At 68.2% G+C, this 24249-nt stretch carries 22 protein-coding genes; 19 read left to right on the top strand and 3 right to left on the bottom strand.

What is annotated here, in order from left to right:
• Positions 1-729 carry an LssY C-terminal domain-containing protein gene (locus KHC19_RS01035; RefSeq protein ID WP_213350169.1) on the top strand — a complete coding sequence of 243 codons (729 nt, stop codon included), beginning with the start codon at positions 1-3 and terminating at the stop codon, positions 727-729.
• A 6-nt stretch (positions 730-735) separates the two neighbouring features.
• On the opposite strand, the gene KHC19_RS01030 is transcribed toward KHC19_RS01035, so the two are convergent.
• The gene (locus KHC19_RS01030; protein WP_213350168.1) at positions 736-2004 is read right to left on the bottom strand and encodes an amidase; all 1269 of its coding nucleotides are present in this window, start codon (positions 2002-2004) and stop codon (positions 736-738) included.
• Positions 2005-2204: 200 nt separating this feature from the next.
• On the opposite strand from KHC19_RS01030, the gene pdxY reads away from it, so the two are divergent.
• From pdxY to KHC19_RS00985, 9 genes are all read left to right on the top strand, one after another.
• Positions 2205-3053: a pyridoxal kinase PdxY gene (pdxY, locus tag KHC19_RS01025; protein ID WP_213350167.1), complete on the top strand. Its 849-nt coding sequence runs from the start codon at positions 2205-2207 to the stop codon at positions 3051-3053.
• Between the two features lie 4 nt (positions 3054-3057).
• Positions 3058-3954: a PhzF family phenazine biosynthesis protein gene (locus tag KHC19_RS01020; protein ID WP_213350166.1), complete on the top strand. Its 897-nt coding sequence runs from the start codon at positions 3058-3060 to the stop codon at positions 3952-3954.
• A gap of 36 nt (positions 3955-3990) precedes the next feature.
• A complete protein-coding gene (locus KHC19_RS01015) occupies positions 3991-4737 on the top strand; it encodes an NUDIX hydrolase (protein ID WP_343207623.1) in 747 nt (248 codons plus the stop codon).
• Positions 4738-4834: 97 nt separating this feature from the next.
• Positions 4835-5869, top strand: a complete 1035-nt coding sequence (locus KHC19_RS01010) for a BMP family protein (RefSeq protein WP_213350165.1) — start codon at positions 4835-4837, stop codon at positions 5867-5869.
• A 427-nt stretch (positions 5870-6296) separates the two neighbouring features.
• Positions 6297-7880 (top strand): ABC transporter ATP-binding protein, encoded by a 1584-nt coding sequence (locus tag KHC19_RS01005; protein ID WP_213350164.1) that lies wholly within the window; start codon positions 6297-6299, stop codon positions 7878-7880.
• Positions 7877-8944 (top strand): ABC transporter permease, encoded by a 1068-nt coding sequence (locus KHC19_RS01000; RefSeq protein ID WP_213350163.1) that lies wholly within the window; start codon positions 7877-7879, stop codon positions 8942-8944. Before KHC19_RS01005 ends, KHC19_RS01000 begins: the two co-directional genes overlap by 4 nt.
• The gene (locus KHC19_RS00995; protein WP_213350162.1) at positions 8944-9888 is read left to right on the top strand and encodes an ABC transporter permease; all 945 of its coding nucleotides are present in this window, start codon (positions 8944-8946) and stop codon (positions 9886-9888) included. The genes KHC19_RS01000 and KHC19_RS00995 overlap by 1 nt, the downstream gene beginning before the upstream one ends.
• On the top strand, positions 9885-11171 hold the full coding sequence (locus tag KHC19_RS00990) for an amidohydrolase family protein (RefSeq protein ID WP_213350161.1): 1287 nt from the start codon (positions 9885-9887) through the stop codon (positions 11169-11171). The genes KHC19_RS00995 and KHC19_RS00990 overlap by 4 nt, the downstream gene beginning before the upstream one ends.
• Before the next feature lie 70 nt (positions 11172-11241).
• Positions 11242-13374 carry a putative bifunctional diguanylate cyclase/phosphodiesterase gene (locus tag KHC19_RS00985; RefSeq protein WP_213350160.1) on the top strand — a complete coding sequence of 711 codons (2133 nt, stop codon included), beginning with the start codon at positions 11242-11244 and terminating at the stop codon, positions 13372-13374.
• Here KHC19_RS00985 and KHC19_RS00980 read toward each other — a convergent pair.
• Together KHC19_RS00980 and KHC19_RS00975 are read right to left on the bottom strand one after the other, a co-directional pair.
• The gene (locus KHC19_RS00980) at positions 13352-14209 is read right to left on the bottom strand and encodes an MBL fold metallo-hydrolase (RefSeq protein ID WP_213350159.1); all 858 of its coding nucleotides are present in this window, start codon (positions 14207-14209) and stop codon (positions 13352-13354) included. The two genes, KHC19_RS00985 and KHC19_RS00980, sit on opposite strands and share 23 nt — an antisense overlap.
• A 90-nt stretch (positions 14210-14299) precedes the next feature.
• Positions 14300-14935 carry an MBL fold metallo-hydrolase gene (locus KHC19_RS00975; protein ID WP_213350158.1) on the bottom strand — a complete coding sequence of 212 codons (636 nt, stop codon included), beginning with the start codon at positions 14933-14935 and terminating at the stop codon, positions 14300-14302.
• Between the two features lie 103 nt (positions 14936-15038).
• On the opposite strand from KHC19_RS00975, the gene lepA reads away from it, so the two are divergent.
• From lepA to KHC19_RS00930, 9 genes are all read left to right on the top strand, one after another.
• The gene (gene lepA / locus KHC19_RS00970) at positions 15039-16844 is read left to right on the top strand and encodes a translation elongation factor 4 (RefSeq protein WP_213350157.1); all 1806 of its coding nucleotides are present in this window, start codon (positions 15039-15041) and stop codon (positions 16842-16844) included.
• A gap of 74 nt (positions 16845-16918) precedes the next feature.
• Positions 16919-17110, top strand: a complete 192-nt coding sequence (locus KHC19_RS00965; protein ID WP_213350156.1) for a YegP family protein — start codon at positions 16919-16921, stop codon at positions 17108-17110.
• A 298-nt stretch (positions 17111-17408) separates the two neighbouring features.
• Positions 17409-18581 carry an ABC transporter ATP-binding protein gene (locus tag KHC19_RS00960; RefSeq protein ID WP_213350155.1) on the top strand — a complete coding sequence of 391 codons (1173 nt, stop codon included), beginning with the start codon at positions 17409-17411 and terminating at the stop codon, positions 18579-18581.
• A 20-nt stretch (positions 18582-18601) separates the two neighbouring features.
• A complete protein-coding gene (locus KHC19_RS00955) occupies positions 18602-19753 on the top strand; it encodes an ABC transporter substrate-binding protein (RefSeq protein ID WP_213350154.1) in 1152 nt (383 codons plus the stop codon).
• Between the two features lie 136 nt (positions 19754-19889).
• Positions 19890-20711, top strand: a complete 822-nt coding sequence (locus tag KHC19_RS00950; protein WP_213350153.1) for an ABC transporter permease — start codon at positions 19890-19892, stop codon at positions 20709-20711.
• Positions 20708-21550, top strand: coding sequence for an ABC transporter permease (locus KHC19_RS00945; protein WP_213350152.1), 843 nt, complete (start codon positions 20708-20710; stop codon positions 21548-21550). The genes KHC19_RS00950 and KHC19_RS00945 overlap by 4 nt, the downstream gene beginning before the upstream one ends.
• Positions 21551-21552: 2 nt before the next feature.
• A complete protein-coding gene (locus tag KHC19_RS00940) occupies positions 21553-22605 on the top strand; it encodes a LacI family DNA-binding transcriptional regulator (protein WP_213350151.1) in 1053 nt (350 codons plus the stop codon).
• Positions 22602-23411, top strand: a complete 810-nt coding sequence (locus tag KHC19_RS00935) for an inositol monophosphatase family protein (RefSeq protein ID WP_343207622.1) — start codon at positions 22602-22604, stop codon at positions 23409-23411. Before KHC19_RS00940 ends, KHC19_RS00935 begins: the two co-directional genes overlap by 4 nt.
• Positions 23408-24190 carry a phosphodiesterase gene (locus tag KHC19_RS00930; RefSeq protein WP_343207621.1) on the top strand — a complete coding sequence of 261 codons (783 nt, stop codon included), beginning with the start codon at positions 23408-23410 and terminating at the stop codon, positions 24188-24190. Before KHC19_RS00935 ends, KHC19_RS00930 begins: the two co-directional genes overlap by 4 nt.
• Positions 24191-24249 lie beyond the last annotated feature (59 nt).

The raw sequence follows: 24249 nt of genomic DNA, 5'->3' as shown, positions 1-24249 counted from the left end.
ATGGCCACTCCGGGTGGGCCGGCGCGTCGCGTCTGGCACTGGGCGCTGCTCGCCTTCCTCGCCTGGCTGGCGCTTGCCTATGCGATGGCGCCGCGGCTGTGGACGCATCACGGCGAGCAGCCGGGCCTGAGGCCGCTGCCGAGGGTCGCCTCGACCCTGCAGGGCCGGCCCGGCGACCCGATCGATGTCGGCCTCGTCGGCACGCGCGAGGAGATCCTGCACGCCATGGCCGCTGCCGGCTGGCAGGCCGGCGATCCGGCGACGGCGCGGCTGGTCTATGCCGGCCGCCTGCCGGACCTCGCCTTCGAGACGGGCGAGCAGGCCGAAACCGGCCGCCGCGACCGCGTGCTGTTGTGGAAGGTGCTGGACATCGGCGCCGAACGCCGGCCGGTCTGGCTCGGCGCCGCGACCGCGGATCGCCCCGATCCGCCCGGTAGCGCCACCCGCCGGCTCGATCCCGACATCGATGCCGCGCGCGACCGGCTGATCGCCGACCTCGACGACGCCCGCGCGCTGGCCGCGATCTATCAGGTCACCGGCCTCGGTCCGACGCTGTTCGGTAGCGCCGGCGGCGAGCGCTACCGGAGCGATGGCGAGATCCATGTCGGCCGGCTGGCCGTTCGCGGCACCCGGGCGGAGGGGCCGGCCCTCCTCATCGCCCCGCCGCCTCTCGTCGGCCTCAAGGACCGCCTGTGGCGCGTCATCGGCGATAGGGCCGGCGGTAGCTGAGCCGGCTCACGCCGCGCGGATCGCCTTCTCGACGAAGGCGGCGGCGGTGAGGGCGGCGCGGTCGCGGCCGAAGCGGCCGACGATCTGCACGCCGATCGGCAGGCCGCTGGCGCCGGTCAGCCCGGCGACATTGACGCAGGGCGCGCCGAGCAGCGTCCACAGCCGGTTGAAGATCGAGGAGCCGGTGGAGGCGAGCCCTTCCGGCGCCTCGCCCGGCGCCGAATAGGTGAGCACGGCGTCGAAGCCCTCCACGAGGTCGGCGAAGGCGTTGCGCGCCAGCCGCGTCACGCGCCGCGCCGCGTCATAGGCCTCGGGCGTCACCGTCGTCGCCTGCTCCAGATAGGCGACGAGCTGCGGCGACAGCTGGCCGCGATGGCGGTCCCACTCGTCGGCCAGCGCGAGCGCGGCCTCGTAGCCCTGCACGATGGCATGGGCGTCGTCGGCGCTCTCCACCTCCGGCGGCAGCGTGATCTCGCGCACCGTGGCGCGGCCCTTCTCGGCGGCGCGCGCCGCGGTGGTGAGCGCCGCGTCGGCGTCGGGGCTGGCGGAGCTGGCGCGCGGGGTGCGGATCACCGCGAGGCGCGGCAGCCGCGCGGTCGGGTCGACGGTCAGCGGGCGCCCGGTGATGGCGCTGGCGCCGAAGGCGACGTCCTCCACCCCGGCGGCGAACAGGCCGAGCGTGTCGAGCGACCAGGAGAAGGTCCGGCTGCCCAGCATCGGGATCAGCTTGAAGGATGGCTTGAAGCCGGTGACGCCGCAGAACGAGGCGGGGCGGATGACCGAGCCGGCGGTCTGCGAGCCGATGGCGAGCGGCAGCATGCCGGCCGCCACCGCCGCCGCCGAGCCGGAGGAGGAGCCGCCCGGCGTGTGGCCAGTGCGGTGCGGGTTGCGCGTCGTCGCCGGGGCGGTGAAGGCGAATTCGGTGGTGGTGGTCTTGCCGGGCACGAGACCGCCGGCGCGGGCGATCATCCGCACCACCGCCGCATCGGCGGCCGGTCGGTGATGCGCGTAGATCCGCGATCCGTAGGTGGTGGGAAAATCCACCGTGTCATAGACGTCCTTGACGCCCACCGGCAGGCCGGCGAGCGGCGTCGCCGCGAGCCCGGCGCGCTGCGCGCCGGCCTGCATCGCCTCCAGATTCAGGGCGGTGAAGGCGCGGATCTCCTTTTCCCGCGCGTTGATCGCCGCCGCGCAGCGTGCCGCGACCTCGGCCGGGGTGAGGTCCCCGGAACGGACGGCGGCGGCGAGGGCGCAGGCGGAAAGCATCACGGTCATGAATTCTTGCACGGTCTCTTTGCGGGGGGACGGGTGAGGGGGCGGCGGGTCGCACCGCGCCGCACATTGGCAGCCGCAAGCGTATCGCATGCGACACGCCGAACGCCAACATTATGGATCGGCACATTTAATTTCGTTTGTGCCCTTGCATCGCCGGCGGTATGCGCGGATCGTTCTTCGCAAGGCCGGGGCGCGTGCAGATGAATATCCTTTCCATACAGTCGTGGGTTGCCTACGGGCATGTGGGCAACGCATCGGCCATGTTCCCGATGCAAAGGCTCGGCCATGAGGTCTGGGGCCTGCAGACCGTGCAGTTCTCCAACCACACCGGCTATGGCGCCTGGCGCGGCGAGGTGTTCGGCGCCTCTCACATCCAGGATCTCGTCGACGGCATCGCCGATCTCGGCGCGCTGCCGCGCTGCGACGGCGTGCTGTCCGGCTATATGGGGTCGGCGCAGATCGGCGACGCCATCCTCGATGCCGTCGCCCGGGTGAAGGCGGCCAACAGCGCCGCGCATTATTGCTGCGACCCGGTGATGGGCGATACCGACACCGGCGTCTATGTGCGGCCGGGGATTCCCGAGTTCATGCGCGACCGCGCGGTGCCGGCCGCCGACATCATCACCCCGAATCAGTTCGAGCTCGATTTCCTCGCCGGTCGTTCCACCACGACGCTCGAGGAGGCGCGGCTCGCCTGCGCGGCGGTGCACGCCACCGGCCCGCGCGTCATCCTCGTCACCAGCCTGCATACCGAGGACACGCCCGCCGATTCCATCGACATGCTCGCCTCGGGCCCGGACGGCTGCTACCGCGTGCGCACGCCCAGGCTCGGCATTGCCGTCAACGGCGCCGGCGACGCCATCGCCGCGCTGTTCTTCGTGCACTGGAAGGCAAGCCATTCGACGGCGGAGGCGCTCGGCAAGGCGGCGTCCTCGGCCTATGGTCTGCTCGCCCGCACGGCGGCGGCCGGCTCGCGGGAGATCCTCACCGTCGCCGCCCAGGACGAGTTCGTGACCCCTTCGCGCGTTTTCACCCCGGAGAAGCTGTAAGGCCATGGTCCGCCGTTACGTCGTGCTTGATGTCTTCACCGACCGCGCCCTCTCGGGCAACCCGCTCGCCGTCGTCCTCGACGCCGAGGGTCTCGACGGCAACCAGATGCAGGCGCTGGCCCGCGAGTTCAACCTGTCGGAGACGGTGTTCGTGTTGCCGCCGACCGATGGGGACCATCGCGCGCGGCTGCGCATCTTCACCACCAATCACGAGTTGCCTTTTGCCGGCCACCCGACGGTCGGCACCGCCGTGCTGCTCGCGCTGCGCGACGAGGTCGAGCTCTCGGCGGATTTCGTGCTGGAGGAAGGCGCCGGCCCGGTGCCGTGCCATGTCAGCCTGCGCGGCCCGCGTGCCGGCAGCGCCACCTTCACCGTGCCCCGCCTGCCGGAGATCCTGGAGGAGGAGGCGCCCAGCGTCGAGGCCTGCGCCCAGGCGCTGGGGCTCGACCGCTCGGATATCGGCTTCGACGATTACCGTCCGGTCATCGCCTCGGCGGGGGTTCCCTTCGTGTGCATCCCGCTGGCCTCGCGCTCGGCGCTGGCGCGCATCAGCCCGAGCGCCGGGCGGCTGATCGGCGCCTTCGGCGGCACGGCGGATTCGGTCTATGTGTTCTGCCGTGACGAGGAAGGGGAGGGCGACCTGCGCGCCCGCATGTTCGGTGCCAATATGGGCATCCACGAGGACCCGGCGACCGGGTCCGCCGCCGCCTCGCTGGCGGCGGTGCTGATGGCCGGCGACAAGCCCGCCGATGGCTTCCATGCCTATGACATTCTCCAGGGCGTCGAGATGGGCCGCTCCAGCGTGGTGCGGCTCGGCCTCGACGTCGCCGGCGGCGAGCTGTCGCGAGTCACCATCGGCGGCGGTGCCGTGGTGGTCGCCGAGGGCGTCCTGCATGTGTGAGGGCGCCGTCCGGGCGCGCGTCCCGGCAGGTGCCGCGTGAGCGGCGGGGACGCCATCCCGCGGGTGATGGCGCTGGCGGATCTCGACATGCGCATTGAGCCCGGCGCCTGGGACTATGCCGAGAGCCGCCGCGCCGAGGTCGACGCCTTCTTCGCCGCGCAATCGGCGAGGAATCCCGCTCTGTGGAACGGGCGCGTCCTGGTGCTGGCCCGTCACGCGGTCACGGATGGCGTGCTGGCCGGCCGCTACCGCGAGGCGGATTTCGCCTCGCTGCTCTGGTGGCTGCGCCATGATTGCCCGGGTGAGGGAGAGCCCGGCGAGAGCGTCTGCAACGCCTTCTCCATGGCGGCGCTGCGGGCGGCCGACGGCGCGTTCCTGCTCGGCCGCATGGCGTCGTGGACCGCCAATGCCGGGAAGGTCTATTTCGCCGCCGGCACGCCGGACCTCAGCGATCTGCGTCCCGATGGCACGGTCGACCTGGCGGGCAGCGTGCTGCGCGAACTCGGCGAGGAGACCGGGCTCGATGCCGCCGATGTCGAGATCGCGCCGGGCTGGACAGGCGTATTCGCCGGCCCGCGCATCGCCCTGATGCGGGAGTTGCGCAGCCCGCTCGCGGCGGAGGAGCTCGCCGCGCGCATCCGCGCCTTCGTGGCGGCAGAGGAGCGCTCCGAACTGGAGGACGTGGTCGTCGCCCGCGGCCCGCAGGATGTCAGCGAGCAGATGCCGCCTTTCATTCGCAGCTATCTTCTGGCCTCTTGGGAGGAGGAGCGGCGGAAACGGTGAATTTCGGACCAAACAGTTCGAAATTGGCACGTTGCTCGCATAAGCTGTCCGGCAGAAAAAATGGCCGATGGGCCTGAGGCTCGGGAGAGTGAACACGATGCGCAAATCAACGGAAACCGTGCCGCTTTTTTCGTCAGGCCGTCTCGATCGTCGCCAGCTTCTGGCGCTGGGAGCCGGCGCGCTGGCGCTCGGCGGTTTCGGCGGCGCGGCCTTCGCGGCCAAGGCGAAGCCGATCAAGGTGGCGGCCATCTACACCGTCCCGGTTGAGCAGCAATGGGTGTCGCGCATCCACAAGGCGCTGAAGGCCGCCGAGGCGCGCGGCGACATCACCTACAAATTCTCCGAGAACGTCGCCAATACCGACTATGAGCGGGTGATGCGGCAATATTCGCAGGAGGGCGCCGATCTGGTGGTCGGCGAGATCTTCGCGGTGGAGCGTCCGGCCCGCAAGGTGGCGGCGGATTATCCGAACACCGCCTACCTCATGGGCTCGTCCTTCGGCCCCACCAAGCCGAACCTCTCGGTGTTCGACAATTTCATCCACGAGCCGTCCTTCCTCACCGGCATGGTGGCCGGCAAGATGACCAAGTCCAACATCATCGGGCTGGTCGGCGGCTATGCCATTCCCGAAGTGAACCGGCTGATGCAGGCCTTCATGGAGGGCGCGGTCTCGGTGAACCCGAATGTGAAGTTCATCGTGACCTTCATCAACTCCTGGTACGATCCGCCCAAGGCCAAGGAAGCCGCCTTCGCCCAGATCGACAAGGGCGCGGACATTCTCTACGCCGAGCGCTTCGGCGTGTCCGATGCCGCCAAGGAGCGCGGCGTGAAGGCGATCGGCAACGTCATCGACACCTCCTCGCAATATCCCGGCACGGTGATCGCCTCGGCGCTGTGGCAGATGGAGCCCACCGTCGACCGCGCCATCAAGGCGGTGGTGGACGGCACCTTCACGGCCGAGGATTACGGCCCGTTCTCCTACATGGCGCATGGCGGCGCCAGCCTCGCCCCGCTCGACCCCAAGGTGGTGCCGCCGGAGGTGATCGAGCTTGTGCTGCTGCGCGAGAAGGAGATCAAGGACGGCCTGTTCCGCGTCAACGTCAACGACGCCGAGCCGAAGTCGACCCTGTAAGGCGACGCGGCCTCCCCCCTCTGAGGGAGGGAACCCTCGGAGGGGCCCCCGGCTCGCTCTCCCCGTGGGGGAGAGGGGTGAGCGAGGGGTCTTCGGGCGCTCCGCACCCGTGTCGTCCCTCCGGCCGCTGCCGATGAGGAGAAGGGCAAGAGGGGCGACCAGCCGGGAACCCCGCTTTCCCCACAAGGAGGAGCGAGCGGAGGTGATCGCGATGCCCTCTCTTCCGGTGGGAGAGGGGTGGGGTGAGGGGCCTTCCTGGTTTCCCGACGTCCCTCCTCGCCACCCCGCTTCGCGGGCCACCTCTCCCCAACGGGGAGAGGGAGGGAAGGTCGGGAGCCGGCGCTGTGCCGGCCCGCTGCCCCGGGAGGAGAAGAGCCGATCCCGCTTTCGCGGCCGCTCGTCGTCTGCAAGGTTGAGAGATATCCCGATGATCGCACCGACTGCACCGGATCGGCCTGATCGTACACCCCACCATACCCGTCCGCCGGTGCTGTCGCTGTCCGGCATCACCAAGCGCTTCGGTAATATGGTAGCGAACGATGCCGTCGATCTCGACATCCGCGCCGGCGAGATCGTCGCGCTTCTGGGCGAGAACGGTGCCGGCAAGACCACGCTGATGAGCATCCTGTTCGGGCACTATGTCGCCGACGAGGGCACGGTTCATGTCGCCGATGCCGCGGGGCGGCTGGCGCCCTTGGCCGGGGGCTCCGCCGAGGCGGCGCTCAAGGCCGGAATTGGTATGGTGCACCAGCACTTTACGCTGGCCGAGAACCTCACGGGCTTTGAGAATATCGTGCTGGGCACCGTGCCGCTCTGGCGCCTCGGCTTCGGCAAGGCGGCCGCGCGGTCGAAAGTCGCGCGGCTGATGCGGGACTCCGGGTTGCAGGCGGACCTCGATGTGCCCATCGGCAAGCTCTCGGTGGGGGAGCAGCAGCGCATCGAGATCCTCAAGGCGCTCTATCGGGACGTGCGGGTGCTGATCCTCGACGAGCCCACCGCGGTGCTCACCCCGCAGGAGGCGGACAGCTTGGCCGCAACGGTAAAAACCCTTGCAGGAAAAGGGCTTGCGGTCATCTTCATCAGCCATAAGCTGCATGAGGTCCTGGCCTTGTGCGAGCGGGTGGTGGTGTTGCGTGGCGGCGTCAAGGTCGCCGACCGGCCCACGGCGGGTGCCGATCGCGCGACGCTGGCCGAGTTGATGGTGGGCCGCGAGATCCCCGCCCGCGAGCGTATGCCCGCCTCCCTCGGCGCGCCGGTGCTGCGGCTGGTCGGCGTCGAGGTCGGCGCGCCCGGTGAGCGGGACCGGCTGGAGGCAGGCGATCTGGAACTGAACGGCGGCGAAATTGTTGGAATCGCAGGCGTTTCCGGCAACGGGCAGGGGGCGCTGGCGGCACTGGTGGCCGGGCTGAAGCCGCCGCGTTCCGGGCTCTGTGAAATCGTCGGACAGCAGGCGACGCGTTCCGATCCGCGTGCCCGGCTCGCGGCGGGCGTGGGACGCATCCCGGAGGACCGGCATCGCGACGGCAGCATCGGCGCGCTCAGCGTCGCCGAGAACTACGTGTTGGAAACGATCGGTTCCCCTGAAAACCAGCGGCACGGCCTGTTGCGGCGGGCGGCGATACAGGCCCGCGCCGCGCAGGCGATCCGCGACTACGACATACGCTGCCCCGGCCCCTCCGCGCCGATCCGCGCCCTGTCCGGGGGCAACATGCAGAAGGTGGTGCTGGCCCGGGTGCTGGAGCGTGCGCCGAAACTCATCCTCGCGCACCAGCCGACGCGCGGCCTCGATATCGGCGCCACCACCGACGTGCATCGCCGCCTGCTGGCCGCCCGCGAGCGTGGATCGGGAATTCTGCTGATTTCGGAAGATCTTGACGAGCTTTTCGCCCTGTCCGACCGCATCGCGGTGATTCATGCCGGGCATCTCTCGCCGGCGATCGAGGCGGCAAGGCTCGATGTTCGTACCGTCGGCCTGATGATGGCCGGCCATTCCGTGGGAGAGGCCGCATGATCCGCTTCGTCCCGCGCGAACGCACGCCTCTCTGGCTCACGCTGGCCGTCTCCGTGGGGGCGGGGGTGGTCGCGCTGGTGCTCACCGCGATTCCGCTGGCGCTGTCGGGAGCCCCGGTGCTCCAGGCCTTCCTGCTCATGGCGCAGGGGGCCGCCGGCAGCGGCTTCGCCTTCGCGGAAACCTTGACGCGCGCCACGCCGCTGATCTTCACCGGCCTTGCCGCCGCCGTCGCCTTCCGGGCGAAGCTGTGGAACATCGGTGCCGAGGGGCAACTCTATGCCGGAGCGCTCGCCACCGTCGCGCTCGGGGCCGGTCTGTTGGAGCTTCCGCCCTATCTCCTTGTGCCGATTGTGCTTATCGGCGCGGCCCTCGCCGGCGCGGCGCTGCTGCTGGTGCCGGTGCTGTTCAAGATGCGCTTCGGCGCCGACGAGGTGGTGGTCACCCTGCTGCTCAATTTCGTGGTGCTGCTCTTCGTGCAGATGATGCTGGAGGGGCCGATGAAGGACGAGATGGCGCTCGGCTGGCCGCAATCGGCCCCCGTGCTGGACGAGGCGGCGCTTCCCAAGCTGGTCTCCGGCCTGCGCCTGCATGGGGGGCTGGTGCTGGCGATCGTCTGTGCCATTGCCCTGCATGTGCTGATCACCCGCACCGTTTGGGGCTTCCGCATCCGCGCGGTCGGCGAGAATGCCCGCGCCGCCCGCTATGCCGGCCTGCCGGTGGGCCGGGCGATGGCGCTGGTCGGCCTGCTGTCCGGCGGCCTCGCCGGTCTGGCGGGCGCCAGCGAGGTCGCGGGTTTGAAGGGGTATCTCACGGCCGATCTGTCGCCCGGCTTCGGCTATGCCGGCATCGTGGTGGCCACGCTGGCGAACCTGTCGCCGCTCGGCGTGATCCCGGCCGCAATCTTCATTGCCGGCGTGTTCGTCGGCGCGGATTCGATGAGCCGTGCCATCGGTGTCTCCAACTACCTCGCCGACCTCGTCGTCGCGCTGTCGCTGCTGAGCGTGCTGGTGGGGGGCTTGCTGGCCCGGTTCCGTATCGTGCTCGTGCGGCGGGAGACTGCCTGATGTGGGCCGCACTCGATATTCTCACCCAGGCCAATTTCTGGGCCGCCACCCTCCGCATCGCCACGCCGCTGATCTTCGGCGTGCTGGGGGCGCTGTTGTGCGAGCGTTCCGGGGTGCTGAACCTCGGCATCGAGGGGATCTTCGTCGCCGGCGCCATGTCGGGCTGGCTGGCGGTCTATCTCGGCCTGCCGCTGTGGGGCGGGGTGGTCGTGGCCGCGCTGGTCGGCGCCCTGTTCGGCTTGATCCACGGCCTGCTCACCGTGCCGCTCGGCCTGTCCCAGCATGTCACCGGCATAGGCGTGACCCTGCTGGCGACATCGCTTGCCTATTTCGGCTACCGGGTGGCGTTTCCAAATGTCGCGACGCCACCGCGCATCGAGCCCTTCCCGCCGCTCGACGTGCCGTTGCTGCGCGACGTGTCGTTCCTCGGCCCGGTCCTGGGGCAACAGACCGCGTTCACCGTGCTGGCCTTCGCCTGCGTGATCCTGCTGGCGGTACTGCTGGCGCGCACGCCGCTCGGCCTCGCCTTGCGGGCGGTAGGCGACAATCCCGAGGCGGTGGAGGCGCAGGGCCTCTCCGTCGTCGGGTTGCGTATCGGCGCGGTGATGGCCGGCTCGGCGCTGATGGCGCTCGGGGGCGCCTTTCTCACGCTCTCGGCCTTCAACGCCTTCTACTTCGGCATGATCAACGGGCGCGGCTGGGTGTGCATCGCGCTGACCGTCTTCGCCTCCTGGCGGCCCGGCAAGGCGCTGCTCGGCGCGCTGCTGTTCGGCGCTCTGGACGCCTATCAACTGCGTCTGCAGACCATCACCGGAGGGGCGGTGCCGAGCCAGATCTTCCTGATGCTGCCCTATCTGTTCTCCATTGCGGCGCTGGTGCTGGTGGCCCGCCGCGCCGACTATCCGCGCGCTCTGATGAAGCCTTATTTCAAGGGACAGCGATGAGTATCGATCTTCTGGTTCGAAATGCCCGCCTGGCCGATGGCCGCTCCGGTCTCGACATCGCCTGCGAAGGCGGGCGCATCATCGCCGTCGAGCCGGGCATCGAGGCCGAGGCGGGCCGGGTGATCGATGCCGGCGGGCGGCTGGTGTCGCCGCCCTTCGTCGATGTCCATTTCCACATGGATGCCACGCTTTCCCTCGGCCTGCCGCGCATGAACGAATCCGGTACGCTGCTGGAAGGTATCGCGCTATGGGGCGAACTGAAGCCGCTGCTGACCCATGAGGCGGTGATCGAGCGGGCGCTGCGCTATTGCGATCTCGCCGTCAGCCAGGGCCTGCTGGCCATCCGTTCGCATGTCGATGTCTGCGACGATCGGCTGCTGGCGGTCGAGGCTCTGCTCGACGTGCGCGAAAGGGTGAAGGACTATATCGACCTGCAACTCGTCGCCTTCCCGCAGGACGGCTATTACCGCTCGCCGAACGCCGCCCGTAACCTCGTGCGCGCCCTGGACATGGGGATCGACGTCGTCGGCGGGATCCCGCATTTCGAGCGCACCATGGCGGAGGGTGCCGCCTCGCTCAGGGCGCTGTGCGAGATCGCTGCGGAACGCGGGCTGCGCGTCGACATTCATTGCGATGAAAGCGACGATCCGCTGTCCCGTCATATCGAGGCGCTCGCCTATGAGACGCAGCGGCTCGGTTTGCAGGGCCGGGTCGCCGGCTCGCATCTCACCTCCATGCATTCCATGGACAATTACTATGTCTCCAAGCTCATCCCGCTGATCGCCGAAGCCGGCGTCCACGCCATCGCCAATCCGCTCATCAACATCACGTTGCAGGGGCGGCACGACACCTATCCCAAGCGGCGCGGCATGACGCGGGTGCCGGAGCTGCGGGCGGCGGGCATCAATGTCGCCTTCGGCCATGATTGCGTGATGGATCCCTGGTATTCGCTGGGCTCCGGCGACATGCTGGAGGTCGCGCATATGGCGCTGCATGTGGGGCAGATGACCTCGCGCGAGGCAATGGCGTGGTGTCTCGAGGCGGTGACGGCCAATCCCGCCCGCATCATGGGCCTCGACGGCTACGGCATCGCGCCGGGATGCCATGCCGATCTGGTGGTGCTCCAGGCCGCCGATCCGATCGAGGCGATCCGTCTCAAGGCATCGCGGCTGTTCGTCGTGCGTCGGGGGAGGGTGATTTCCGAGGGCACGCCCCGCGCAAGCGTGCTCGACCTGCCGGGGCGGCCCGGCGTGCTCGACCCGGCTTCCTATGCGCCGGTCTGAGCCCCGCGCGCTTCGCACGGCTCCGACGCTGCCGTTGCTGCCGTGAAAAATTGCTCGTATTTTCCATTCATTGGAATCCCGGCGGGGGCATGCCGTATCGGCGGCGCGTATGGCGAGGACGGACAATCTGTCTGAACGAACCCTTCCGCGGTGTCGGACGGAAGGGCTGGAGATGCTCCGGCGCCCGGTGTGGATTCTTGACACCGGGCGGATGCGAAAGCATTTCGCCAATGCGTCCGCGCTGTGGCTATGGGGCGTCCAGCCGGGGCAGGAAGACGAATTCTACGCGCGCGACTTCACGCCTCATTCCGACGCCATGCGCCAGCGCCTGGGCCGGCTGATCGAGCGGGTATCCGCAGGCGAGGTCGTTGCGGAGCGCTGGACCTTCTATCCCCGGCATCGCCCTTTCACCGTCGATGCTCTGATGAGCGGCGTGAGGCTGGACAACGGCAATGTCGGCCTGCTGATGGAGGTCGAACATTATGAACGTTCGACCGACGAATTACGCGCCGGGGAAGCGCTGCGTCATACGCTGGTGAATGTGCTGCTGTTCGACGAGGAGGGCTGGAGTTCCTACCGGAACCCTGCCGCCGAAGCCTGCTTTCCCGGGGAGCGATGCGGCTTCGCCTCGATGTTCGCGCGGCCGGCGGAAGGGATGCAGATGTGGCAGGCGGTCGTCGCCCGCGACCCCGACCGGCCCGATGCCTTCATGGGACGGACCGTCTCGGGCGATTTCATCCTGAACACCGCGAAGGGCAAGCGCTGGTACGGCATCGATGCCCGCACCACCGCGGATCCGGTGACGGGCCACCTCTCCGTGCTGGTCAATCAGCGCGATGTGACGGATCGCGTGGAGGCGACGAGCCGCGCCGAGTTCTACGCGGGCTATGATGTGGTGACGGGTCTCGCCAATCGTCGCCGCTTCGTCGAGCGCCTCGGTCATGCGATGGCCGAAACGGGCTCGAGCGGCAGTCTCCTGGTCATCGACCTGAACGGATTCAAGGAGATCAACGACAGCTACGGGCACGCCGTCGGCGACAGGGTGCTGCTCGAAATCGGCAAGCGGCTGCTGGCGGCCGCCGGACCTCTGGATGTCGGTGCCCGGCTGGGCGGCGACGAGTTCGCCATGATCCTGCCGGGCGTTGCCGCGTCGGAGGAACTGAAGGAGCGCGCCGACCGCATAAGCCGGGAATTGTCGGCGGTCATCGAGGATCCGCTCACGGCGGCGAGGCTGATCGTCACGGCCAGCCTGGGGGCCGCCCGGTGGCCCTATGACGGCGGCAGTCCCGATGTCCTGCAACGCAACGCCGATCTCGCCCTGTACGCCGCCAAGGCGGAAGGTGGTCATCGCGTTCAGCTCTTCGATCTCGCCATGCGCCAGGCGGCCGATGAGCGCTACAGGTGCATCGAGGACCTGCGCGTCTCGCTGACCTCCGGCGCCTTCGAGGTGCATTACCAGCCGCTGGTCACCATGGCCGATCGACGCCCGTTCGGCTTCGAGGCCTTGCTGCGCTGGCGCCACCCGACCCGCGGCCTGCTGCTGCCGGGCAGCTTTCTCACCGAGGCGGAAAGCATCGGCCTCATGGTTCCGATCGGCGAGTTCGTCGTCCAGCAGGTGTGCCGGCAGATCGGCATCTGGCGGGAGGTCGGGCTCCGTCCCGGCCGCATCGCCATCAACCTGTCGCGAAACGATTTCCAGCTCGGCGCCAATATTGCCGGCCTGACCGAAGCTATCGTCGAGGCCGGGGTCGAGCCCGCGCAGATCGAGTTCGAGGTCTCGGAAACCGTCGCGTTCGGGACAAGGGGGGAGGAGGTCGTCGAGGTCCTGCTGGAATTGCGCCGCCAGGGTTTCTCTATCGCCCTTGACGATTTCGGCACCGGGCACGCATCGTTGATGCACCTGCATCGGCTGCCGGTGGATACCATCAAGCTCGACCGGTCCTTCATCGTCGAGATGGCCGATTCCGTCATCGATCGCGCCTTGGTGCGGGCCGTCGCCGCCTTGGGACGGGATCTCGGCATGCGGGTCCTCGCCGAGGGCATCGAGACCGAGGAGCAGGCGACGGCCGTGCGGGAACTCGGCTGCGAGTGCGGGCAGGGATATCTTTTCGGCCGCCCGATGACGGCCGAGACGGCGACGGACTGGCTGGCGCGGCACAAGCCGGGCGCCATGCCGAATTTCAGCGCTGAGGCAGCACGATAACCGTCGGCTTGCCCGGCAGGCTTTCGCGCGAGACCACGAGGGTCGGATCCGTGTCGCGCATGACGGCGAATTCCCGCGCGCCGAGCCGGTTCAGGAAGGCGTTCAGCGTGGCTTCGTTGAAATAGTGCATCGGGATGACCAGCGGCGATTCCAGCGCCTTCAGCACCTCGATCATGCCGTCGACGTCCAGCGTATAGCTGCCGTCCACCGGCGCGAGCACGATGTCGATGCGCCCGAGTGCGGCGACGTCGTCTTCGGTGAGAAGGTGGTGCAGATGCCCGAGATGGGCGATGCACAGGTCGGCGGCGCGGAACACGAAGATGGAGTTGCCGTTGCGGACCGTTCCGCCTTCCCAATCGCGGGTGTTGGTGGGGAGATTGCCGATCCAGAGATCCCCAACCTCGAGATCGTGGCGGACCGGTTGCCCGGGCGTGTCGCTCCAGCCCTTCAGCACATGCTCGATGCCGGGATCGGGGCTGAGGGAGTAGTGGGTGCTGTGCGCCCGGTTCATGGTGGCGACGCGGGGAACGACGTCGGGGCGGACATAGTCGTTGTAGTCGGTCGCGACGGTGACGCCACCGGCGGTCTCGATCAGGAAGGTCGAGTGACCGATATAGTTCAGCGTCACTTCCTTCGGCACGCCGGCAACCAGCGGGAACAGCGGGCTCTGTCCGGGAACGTCGGGCCGGAAGGCGGCCGGGATGATCCGCGCCGGTGCCTGTGCCACGAGCTTCGGGCAGCGATCGGCCTGGGCGGCGGCCGGCGTGGCGGCAAAGGCAAGGCCGATGGCGGCGAGGGCGAAGCAGAGATGGCGCAGGCGCGGCGACGGCGGCATGTGCGAAGCTCCCCGGCGGTGAGGCGTTTCGTCATGATTGGCCGTGCTGCGCCGCCGCGCGAGTAACGTTCCGTTCAACCCTGCCGGACGTCAGCGAATGAAGGGATTGGTCCGCTTTTCCGTGCCGATGGTCGAGGCGCTGCCATGGCCGGGCAGGATGGTGACGGAATCTCCCAGCGGCAGCAGCTTCGTCTTGATGCCGGCGATCAGCTGGTCATGGTTTCCATAAGGAAAGTCGGTGCGTCCGACCGAGCGCTGGAACAGCGTGTCGCCGACAAGGGCGAAGGCGTTGTCGCGGCTCACCAGCACGATATGGCCGGGGGTGTGGCCGGGGACATGCAACACCTCGAAGGGGATGCCGCCGATATCGACGCTGTCGCCTTCCTCGAGCCAGCGCTCCGGCGTCACTACCTTGCCGGGAATGCCGGTGCGCTCGCCAGCAACCGGCAGGTCGTCCAGCAGGAACTTGTCGCCGATATGCGGGCCTTCCACCGGCACCTTCAGCTGCTCCGCGAGATCGGCGGCACCGGCGGCATGGTCGATATGGCCGTGGGTCAGCACGATCTTCTCCGGCGTCACCTCGAGTTCTTCCAGCGCCGCCAGGATGCGCGGCAGGTCCCCGCCCGGGTCGACGACGGCGCCGCGCTTGGTCTTCTCGTCCCAGACGATCGAGCAGTTCTGCTGGTAGGGCGTGACCGGGACGACGGCGATCTTGAGTTCGGGCATGACGGCTCCTTGGCATGGAGCGGCGAATGTGGTCGATCATGTGCCCACGGGCAAGGCGTTGCCACGCTTGTGAGCGCGCATCGGCAATGCTATCCCGCGCGCCATGAGCACCGAGCCCGTCGCCAACATCCGCAACTTTTCCATCGTCGCCCATATCGATCATGGGAAATCGACCCTTGCCGACCGTCTGATCCAAACGACGGGCGGGTTGTCCGAGCGCGAGATGACCGATCAGGTGCTCGACAACATGGACATCGAGCGCGAGCGCGGCATCACCATCAAGGCGCAGACGGTGCGGCTGTCCTACAAGGCCAAGAACGGGCAGGACTATGTGCTCAACCTCATCGACACGCCCGGCCATGTCGACTTCGCCTATGAGGTGAACCGTTCGCTCGCCGCGGTGGAAGGATCTCTGCTGGTGGTCGACGCTTCGCAGGGCGTCGAGGCGCAGACGCTGGCGAACGTCTACCAGGCCATCGACAACAATCACGAGATCGTCCCGGTCCTCAACAAGGTCGACCTGCCGGCCGCCGAGCCGGACAAGGTGAAGGCGCAGATCGAGGACGTGATCGGCCTCGACGCCTCCGATTCGGTGCTCATCTCGGCGAAGACCGGCCTCGGCATTCCCGACGTGCTGGAAGCCATCGTCACCCGCCTGCCGCCACCCAAGGGCGACCGCGCGGCGCCCCTTAAGGCGCTGCTGGTCGACAGCTGGTACGACGTCTATCTCGGCGTCGTGGTGCTGGTGCGCATCGTCGACGGCGTGCTGAAGAAGGGCCAGCGCATCAAGATGATGCGTACCGAGGCGGTGTACGACGTCGACCGCGTCGGCGTGTTCACCCCGAAGATGGTGGCGATGGCCGAACTCGGCCCGGGCGAGATCGGCTTCCTTACCGGCTCGATCAAGGAAGTCGCCGATACCCGCGTCGGCGACACCATCACCGAGGAGAAGCGGCCGACCACCGAGGCGTTGCCGGGCTTCAAGCCGGCGCAGCCGGTGGTGTTCTGCGGCCTGTTCCCGGTCGACGCCGCCGATTTCGAGGATCTGCGCGCGGCGATGGGCAAGCTGCGCCTCAACGACGCCAGTTTCTCCTTCGAGATGGAGACCTCGGCGGCGCTCGGCTTCGGCTTCCGCTGCGGCTTCCTCGGCCTGCTGCATCTCGAGATCATCCAGGAGCGGCTGGAGCGCGAGTTCAATCTCGACCTCATCGCCACCGCGCCGTCGGTGATCTACGAGATCGAGATGAACGACGGCACCGTGCTCGACCTGCACAACCCGGCCGACATGCCCGACGTGGTGAAGATCAAGGAGATCCGCGAGCCGTGGATCCGGGCCACCATCCTGACGCCGGACGATTATCTCGGGGCGGTGCTGAAGCTCTGCCAGGACCGGCGCGGCAACCAGATCGAGCTCACCTATGTCGGCGCCCGCGCCATGGTCACCTATGACCTGCCGCTCAACGAGGTGGTGTTCGACTTCTACGACCGGCTGAAGTCGATCTCCAAGGGCTACGCTTCCTTCGACTATCACATCACCGAATATCGCCAGGGCGATCTCGTGAAGATGTCGATCCTCGTCAATGCCGAGCCGGTGGACGCGCTCTCGATGCTGGTGCATCGCTCGCGGGCGGAATATCGCGGCCGGGCGATGTGCGAGAAGCTGAAGGACCTGATTCCCCAGCACCTGTTCCAGATTCCGATCCAAGCGGCGATCGGCGCCAAGATCATCGCCCGCGAGACGATCCGCGCCCTGCGCAAGGACGTCACCGCCAAATGCTATGGCGGCGACATCACCCGCAAGCGCAAGCTTCTGGAAAAGCAGAAGGAAGGGAAGAAGAAGATGCGCCAGTTCGGCCGCGTCGAGATTCCCCAGGAAGCCTTCATCGCCGCGCTCAAGGTGGACGACTGACCCTCTCCGGCTACCCAAAGCCGTCAATTCATGCTGACATGTCCGCCTAACGTCAAAAAATGACGAGGCAGGAAATGTACAAGTTTGAGGTCTACAAGGACAAAGCCGGCGAATTTCGTTTTCGCTTCAAGGCTTCCAACGGCGAGAGCATGTTCACTTCCGAGGGCTACAAGGCCAAGGCCTCGGCGTTGAGCGCCATCGAATCGATCAAGAAGAACACGCCCGGCGCAACGGTGGTCGACCTGTCGAAACCCGCCGAGGCGTGAACGCGGTCGCACCGATCGCGTATCTTCTCGCGAAGCCCTTTCCGACGACGCAGGCCTGATGGCGCCCCGGTGATCGCGGTGGCGATCGCCGGGGAGCGGTCTTGCTCCTCGATGCTCCTCCTGTACGAGGAGCCTGCTTGCCGGCGTCGACCGCAGGCGCAACTGGTCATCCCATGTTTCGCGACGCCGGAGGCCCCTCGAGAGGAGGCCGTCATCCGGCTGCAATGAAAAGCAATTAGTCCCGAGCCGGAGGCGCTTGTGACGCGCCCAATGTTGCACAGCTGTGCAAGGGGCCGGGATGAACGACGATACCTTCCTCCGCATCGCCGGCCTGTCGGTCGGCTATGGCGCGACCCGCGTCCTGGAAGGACTCGACCTGACGATCGGCAAGGGCGAATTCGTGGCGCTGCTGGGAGCTTCCGGTTGCGGCAAGACTACGCTGCTTCGGACCATTGCCGGCTTTGTCGCTCCCTCCGCCGGCGTGGTCGCGGTCGAAGGACGTGACGTGACGCATCAGCCGCCGGACCGGCGCGGCATGGCGCTGGTGTTCCAGTCCTATGCGCTGTGGCCGCATATGACGGTGGCGCGGAACATCGGCTACGGCCTGAAGCTGAAGGGGCTGCCGCGAGCCTCGATCGACCGTCGCGTCGCGGAAATCGAAGCCTTGCTGGGGCTCGAAGGGCTCGGCGCACGCAAGCCGGCGGCGCTCTCCGGCGGCCAGCGCCAGCGCGTGGCGCTGGGCAGGGCGCTGGCGGTCGATCCGCAGATCCTGCTGCTCGACGAGCCGCTCTCCAATCTCGATGCCCGCATCCGGCTGAAGGTGCGCCACGAGATCGGCGCGTTGCAGAAGCGGCTCGGCATCACCGCCATCATCGTCACCCATGATCGCGAGGAGGCCATGGCGATGGCCGATCGCGTCGTCATCATGGATGCCGGACGCATCGCGCAACAGGGCGCGCCGGAGGAGGTCTATAACCGGCCGGCCAGTCCTTTCGTCGCGGCCTTCATGGGCGCGGAGAACGCGCTGACGCTCGATGGGCTCGTCAGTGGCGGCACGGTGCATGTCGCGGCCGGGTCGCATAACGCCACGGTCGCGGTGGCGCGCGCCGGCCGGGCCTTGGCGAGCGGCCGGCTGGAAGCGCGGTTCCGCTCCGAGGCGGCGGAAATCCTTCCCTCTTATGTCATCGCCGACCAGACGACGGCCGCGTTGGAACTGGCCGGCAACGTCGAGGCGGCGAGCTATCTCGGCGGTGCGTGGCGCCATTCGGTTCGGATCGGCAACGAGGTGCTGTTCGCCGACGCGCCGCATCCTTTCGCCGCCGGGGCCACGGTGCGGCTGCGGATTCCGGCCGACAGGCTGTTCCTGTTCAACCTGCCCGCCGCGGCAGCCGCGCCAGCGCGCGCGCCGCTGTCGCCGCCGGCCGATCTTGCCCCGCGGATGGCCGCGGAGCGCGTCCTCGCTGCGTCCTGATCCCAATGGAGACCCCATCCATGCAGAGCCTCCTCAAGCCTGCGCTCGTCGCCTCGGCGCTGGCGCTCGGCCTTTACGCCGCGCCGGCCGGTGCCGCCGAGCTGACCGTCATCACCGCCGGCGACCAGAACATGGTCGACTACGTCAACCAGTACCTCGCGCCGCTGTTCGAGAAGCAGTATCCCGGCAACACGGTGCGCGTGGTCGGCACCGGCCCGGGCGATGCCGGTTCGCAGAAGATCGTCGAGCGCTTCGAGGCGCAGAAGCAGGCGGGCAGCAACACCTGGGACACCGATGTCGCGGTGGTGCACGAGAAGTTCGTCGGCCCGATGATCAAGGGCGCCTATCTCGAGGCCTATCGCGACAGGATCGACACCGGCAAGCTGGTGAGCCGCGCCAATGCCGACATGGCGCTCGGCACCAAGGTCACCGGCTATGTCATGCCGATGTTCAACAGCCAGACCGCCATTGCCTACAACCCGGCGCTGGTGCCGAACCCACCGAAGAGCTACGCCGAGCTGGCGGAATGGGCCCAAGCCCATCCCAAGCAGTTCGGCTATAACGGCATCAAGGGCGGCGCCTCCGGCGTCAGCTTCGTGATGGGCTGGATCTATGCTTTCGGCGGCGGCGACGCGGGCAAGCTGATGAACGGTCCCTTCGAGGAGACCGAGACCAAGAAGTGGGACGCCGCCTTCGCCTCGCTGCGCGACTTCACCAGGAACGCGACCCTGACGCCGGGCAATGCCGGCACGCTCGACCTGCTCTCGCGCGGCGAGATCGCCATGGGGCCGGTGTGGGTCGACATGTTCTATTCCTGGCAGGCCAACGGCCAGCTGCCGCCGGATTTCAAGCTGGTGCTGCCGGCGCCGGGCATGCCCGGCCAGCCGATGCACTATGTCATTCCGGCCAAGAGCGCGAACAAGGAACTCGCCGAGAAGTTTGTCGCGCTCGCCACCAGCCCGAAGGTGCAGGCCGAGGGCATTGTGAAGCGCTTCAACTGGTATCCGGGCATTGACGCCCAGTACGTCCAGCCCGAGCTCGACAAGGCGACCTGGGACAAGCTGTTCATCGACATCACCCCGGAGGACCTCGCAAAGAACGGCAAGCCGTTCCCCATTGCTCCCTATAACAGCGCGATCCTCGAAGCCTTCGAGCGCCAGGCGACCAACTGAGCGCCGGAGCCGCCGTCATCCCCGGGCTCGGCCCGGGGATCCACGCCTTCGACCGGATGCCGATCGTGAAAGGCGTGGATGGCCGGGCCAAGCCCGGCCATGACGACCTCAAGCGCCGTACTCGCGAAGACACGCAATGCCTCTCCCCTTTCTGGGACTGATCCTCGTCCTGCCCGCGCTTGCGGTGATCCTCCTGCTGTTCGTCGTGCCGCTCGCCGCCTCGGTGGCGGGCGCCTTCGAGGTTGGCGGCGGGTTCGGCTTCGGCAATTTCGTCAAGACCTTCGAGCTCTACACCCTCGACATCGTCTTCACGCTGGTCATCGTCGCCCTGTCGACGGCGATCATCGGCGCCCTTGCCATCGCCATCGGCGGCTATCTGACGCTGGGCGAGAATCCGCGCGCGGTCGCCCTGCTGCGCTGGCTGTATCGCTGGCCGATGTTCATTCCCTTCATCGTGGTCGGGCAGGTGCTGCGCACCTTCCTCGCCAAGAACGGGCTGATGAACAATGTGCTCATCGGGGCCGGGCTGATCGATCCCTTGCAGGCGGCGAGCTTCCTCGACTGGCGCGGTATCGTCATCGCCTTCGTGTGGAAGCAGACGCCCTTCGTGGCGCTGCTGGTGGCCGGCGCCATGGCCTCGGTCGACCGAGGCACCCTCGAGGCGGCGCGCAATCTCGGCGCCTCGAGGGTGCGCATCCTCGTGGAGATCCTGGTGCCGCAGGTGGCGGGCACGCTGATGGTGGCGCTGGTGCTCTCCTTCGTCACCATGATGTCGGTGCTCTCGGTGCCGCTGATGATCAACGCCCAGTCGCCGACGATGATCACCGCCGACATCGCCTTCCGCATCAACGCCTATGGCGACTACGGCGTCGCCAACGCGCTGGGCCTCGTCTCGCTGGTGCTGAGCGCCGGCGTCGCCGTGCTCTATCTGCGCCACAGCGTGAGGGAGCGGGCATGAGCATTGAAGCAAGCCCAGCCGTCCATGCCGGCCCCGGCCTCGACCTGTGGTGGATTCCGCGCGGGATTGTGCTCGGGCTGATCGCCTTCGTCATCTTCGGGCCGCTGGCCAACCTGCTGCTGTGGACGGTGGCGGAGCGCTGGTACTTTCCTCACGCGCTGCCGCTCGACTACGGCTTCAGCTATTGGGCGCGCGTCTTTGCGCCGCGCGGCAATGCGATGGAGGCGCTCGCCAACAGCCTCACCGTCGCCGGCTTGACGGTGGTCGTGTCGTTGCTGCTCGCCGTTCCCGCCGGCTATGCGCTGGCGCGGCTGAGGCTGCCGTTCCGCGCGCTGATCCTTGTCGCCTTCCTGATCCCGCAGGCGTTTCCCAACCTGCCGGTCTATGTGAATGTCGCGCGGCTGTTCTATCAGCTGGGGCTCAACGGCACAGTTCCCGGCGTGGTGCTGGTGCATGTCACCCACGGCCTCGTCTATGCGGTGTGGATCGCCACCGCCGCCTTCTCGGCGGTGGATGCGGAGCTGGAGGAGGCGGCGCGCTCCATCGGCGCCGGGGCGCTGCGGGCCTTCATGGATGTCACTCTGCCACTGGCAGCGCCGGGGCTGCTCGCGAGCGCGATCTTCGTGTTCCTCGAATCGCTGGACGAGTTCACCGGCAGCTACTTCGTCGGCGCGCCGGACGTGAACATGCTGCCGCTGCTGCTCTACACCGCCGGGGCCGGCGGCAACTATCAGGTAGCCTCGATCACCGCCCTGTTGCTTCTCGTCCCCTCCATCGGCTTCATGCTGGTGGTGGAGCGCTTCCTCAAATCCGACGTGCTGTCGAAGGTCGGTCGCTGACCATGTCGACTACCGATGAAAGCGGGCGCGGCTTCGTCAGCGCGCAGCAGGTGGCCGAGCGGGCCGGCGTCTCGCGCTCCGCGGTGTCTCGTGCCTTCACCCCGGGCGCCAGCGTATCGCCGCAGACGCGCGAGAAGGTCATGCGCGCCGCCGCCGAGCTCGGCTACCAGGTCAACGACCTCGCGCGGGGGCTGCTCGCCAATCGCAGCCGCCTCGTCGGGCTGGTGGCCACCAGGCCGGAAGTCGGCTTCCGCGCGCATCTGGTTTCGGCACTGACCGCGGCGCTGATCCGGCGCGGCAACCTGCCCTTCCTCATCAACACCGGATCGTCCCCGGCGGAGCTGGAGGCGGCGCAGGCGGCGCTGTTCGGCTATCGCGCCGAGGCGACCATCATCCTGTCCGGCTCGCCGCCGGCCTCCTTCGTCGAGCTGGCGCGGCGCAACGGCCAGCCTCTGATTTCCATCGGCCGTTCCGAACCCGGCTGCGATCATGTGCGGATCGACAACGATACCGCCGCCCGCGAGGCGGCTCGGCTGTTCGTCATGCGCGGGCTGACGCGGCTCGCGCTGGCCGGCTCGGCGTCGGGCACGCCCAGCATCGTCGAGCGCGAGCGGGCTTTCCTGGACGAGGCACGACGCCTGCAGGTGCATGTCGCCTCCGCGCGCGGCGCCGATTCCGACTATGCCGGCGGGCAGGAGGCCGCACGGGCCCTGTTCGCGGGAGCGGAGCGACCGCAGGCGGTGTTCTGCGTCAACGATCCCGTCGCCTTCGGGGTGATGGACATGGCCCGCCGCCGCTGGGGCCTGCGGGTGCCCGAGGACCTCAGGGTGATCGGTTTCGACGACATTCCCGAGGCGAGCTGGGATGCTTACCGCCTCAGCACCTTTCGGCAGGATCCGGTGGAGATCGCCGCCTGCGCGATCGCCCATCTCGACCGTCGGCTGACGGATGCCTCGGCAGTGCCGTCGACGACGCGGCTTTCGGCGGTATTCGTCGAGCGCGCGAGCACGCTTCCCCTGCCAGAAGTCGACCCAGCGAACGGAGTGCCTTCGTGAACCAGCCCGATCCTCTTGCCGCGCGCCTTGTCGTGGCGCGCGGCGTGCTCGACGAAGCCGGCGCGCTGGCGCTGAGCTATTTCGCGCGGGTCGCGAGCCTCGCCGTCGAGACCAAGACCAGCGGGCAGGACGTGGTGAGCGTCGCCGATCGCGAGGTCGAGCAGCTCGTGCGCCGACGGATCGGCGGCGCCTTCCCGCAGGACGGTTTCCTCGGCGAGGAATACGGCTTCACCCCGGCGGGCTCCGGCTACAGCTGGGTGCTCGATCCCATCGACGGTACCAGCTGCTTCCTGCACGGCATCCGCAACTGGTGCCTCTCGCTGGCGCTGATGCGGGAGGGAGTGACGGTCGCCGGCTTCATCCTCGATCCGAATGCGGGCGAATTGTTCGCCGCCGTGGCCGGGCAGGGGGCGACGCTGAACGGCGCGCCGATCCGTGTCGATGCGCGCCACGATCTGCGCGGCGGGCTGGTCAGCGTCGGCGCCAATGGGCGCGTGCCGCCGCGCGCGGTCACGGGTTTCATCGAGCGGCTGCTGGCGGCGGGGGGCATGTTCGTGCGCCACGGTTCCGGTGCGCTCGGGCTCGCCCATGTCGCCTGCGGGAGGCTCGCCGCCTATTACGAGCCGCATATCCATGCCTGGGATTGCCTGGCCGGTCTGTGCCTGATCCGCGAGGCCGGAGGCTGGACCAATGACTTCGAGGCCGGCGACCTGATCGCCGGCGGGCCGGTCATCGGCTGTGCGCCGCATGTGCGGGAGGAAATCCTCGCCCTGATCGCGGCGACCCGGCGGGAGATGACGGCGTGAATGCCATAAAGATCATTCAGGTCAGTGACTTGCATCTGGTGATGCCGGGCGGGGCGCTGCAGGGTTCGGACCCTCTGCTGCGGCTTGAGGACTGCATTGCCGACCTCAATCGCCATCATGGCGATGCCGATCTGGTGGTGTTTTCCGGCGATCTCACGGACGATGGCGAGCCGGGGGCCTATGCGGCGCTGGCTACGCGCCTGGCCGCGCTCGAGGCCCCGTATCGGCTGATGATGGGCAACCACGATCAGCGCGCCGCCTTCGCCGCGACCTTCCCGGATGCCGCGGGGGCGGATGGTTTCGTGCAGGCAGCCGTCGATCTCGGGGGATGGACGGCGGTGCTGCTCGACACCCACGAGCCGGGGCATGTCGAGGGGCGGCTATGTGAAACGCGGCTCGGCTGGCTCGACGGGGCGTTGGTCGGCGCGGGTAACGCATTGATATTCCTTCATCATCCGCCGGCTGCCATCGGCATTCCCTCCCTCGACGGCTCCCGGCTCGCCGAGCCGGAAGGGCTGGCGGCGGTGCTGCGGCGGCATGGCAATGTCCGTCATCTCTTCGCCGGCCATGTGCATCGGCGGGCGAGCGGCGCGTGGCACGGCATCCCCTTCGCCACCGTGCGCAGCACCAACCATCAGTCGGCACTCGCTTTTTCCGGGCCGCACCGGGTGAGTTTCGAGCCGCCGGCCTATGCGGTGATCCTTGCCGGGGAGGAGGGCATCGTGGTGCACGAGCAGGAGTTTCCCTGCCGCCAGCGCGGGCCTTTTCCGGGCCGGTGAGGTGTACGATGCGGCCGGAATGACCGATGCGACCGGCCGGTGAGAGTTCCTCGCGAGGC

The organism is Ancylobacter oerskovii (assembly GCF_018390555.1).
GTDB lineage: Bacteria > Pseudomonadota > Alphaproteobacteria > Rhizobiales > Xanthobacteraceae > Ancylobacter > Ancylobacter oerskovii.
The sequence above is the reverse complement of the archived record's forward strand: the minus strand, read 5'-3'. Positions and strand labels throughout refer to the sequence as shown.

Coding starts and splice junctions, on each gene's coding strand:
- KHC19_RS01035 (WP_213350169.1), top strand. CDS start 1: ATGGCCACTCCGGGTGGGCCGGCGCGTCGCGTCTGGCACTGGGCGCTG.
- KHC19_RS01030 (WP_213350168.1), bottom strand. CDS start 2,004: ATGACCGTGATGCTTTCCGCCTGCGCCCTCGCCGCCGCCGTCCGTTCC.
- pdxY (WP_213350167.1), top strand. CDS start 2,205: ATGAATATCCTTTCCATACAGTCGTGGGTTGCCTACGGGCATGTGGGC.
- KHC19_RS01020 (WP_213350166.1), top strand. CDS start 3,058: ATGGTCCGCCGTTACGTCGTGCTTGATGTCTTCACCGACCGCGCCCTC.
- KHC19_RS01010 (WP_213350165.1), top strand. CDS start 4,835: ATGCGCAAATCAACGGAAACCGTGCCGCTTTTTTCGTCAGGCCGTCTC.
- KHC19_RS01005 (WP_213350164.1), top strand. CDS start 6,297: ATGATCGCACCGACTGCACCGGATCGGCCTGATCGTACACCCCACCAT.
- KHC19_RS01000 (WP_213350163.1), top strand. CDS start 7,877: ATGATCCGCTTCGTCCCGCGCGAACGCACGCCTCTCTGGCTCACGCTG.
- KHC19_RS00995 (WP_213350162.1), top strand. CDS start 8,944: ATGTGGGCCGCACTCGATATTCTCACCCAGGCCAATTTCTGGGCCGCC.
- KHC19_RS00990 (WP_213350161.1), top strand. CDS start 9,885: ATGAGTATCGATCTTCTGGTTCGAAATGCCCGCCTGGCCGATGGCCGC.
- KHC19_RS00980 (WP_213350159.1), bottom strand. CDS start 14,209: ATGCCGCCGTCGCCGCGCCTGCGCCATCTCTGCTTCGCCCTCGCCGCC.
- KHC19_RS00975 (WP_213350158.1), bottom strand. CDS start 14,935: ATGCCCGAACTCAAGATCGCCGTCGTCCCGGTCACGCCCTACCAGCAG.
- lepA (WP_213350157.1), top strand. CDS start 15,039: ATGAGCACCGAGCCCGTCGCCAACATCCGCAACTTTTCCATCGTCGCC.
- KHC19_RS00965 (WP_213350156.1), top strand. CDS start 16,919: ATGTACAAGTTTGAGGTCTACAAGGACAAAGCCGGCGAATTTCGTTTT.
- KHC19_RS00960 (WP_213350155.1), top strand. CDS start 17,409: ATGAACGACGATACCTTCCTCCGCATCGCCGGCCTGTCGGTCGGCTAT.
- KHC19_RS00955 (WP_213350154.1), top strand. CDS start 18,602: ATGCAGAGCCTCCTCAAGCCTGCGCTCGTCGCCTCGGCGCTGGCGCTC.
- KHC19_RS00950 (WP_213350153.1), top strand. CDS start 19,890: ATGCCTCTCCCCTTTCTGGGACTGATCCTCGTCCTGCCCGCGCTTGCG.
- KHC19_RS00945 (WP_213350152.1), top strand. CDS start 20,708: ATGAGCATTGAAGCAAGCCCAGCCGTCCATGCCGGCCCCGGCCTCGAC.
- KHC19_RS00940 (WP_213350151.1), top strand. CDS start 21,553: ATGTCGACTACCGATGAAAGCGGGCGCGGCTTCGTCAGCGCGCAGCAG.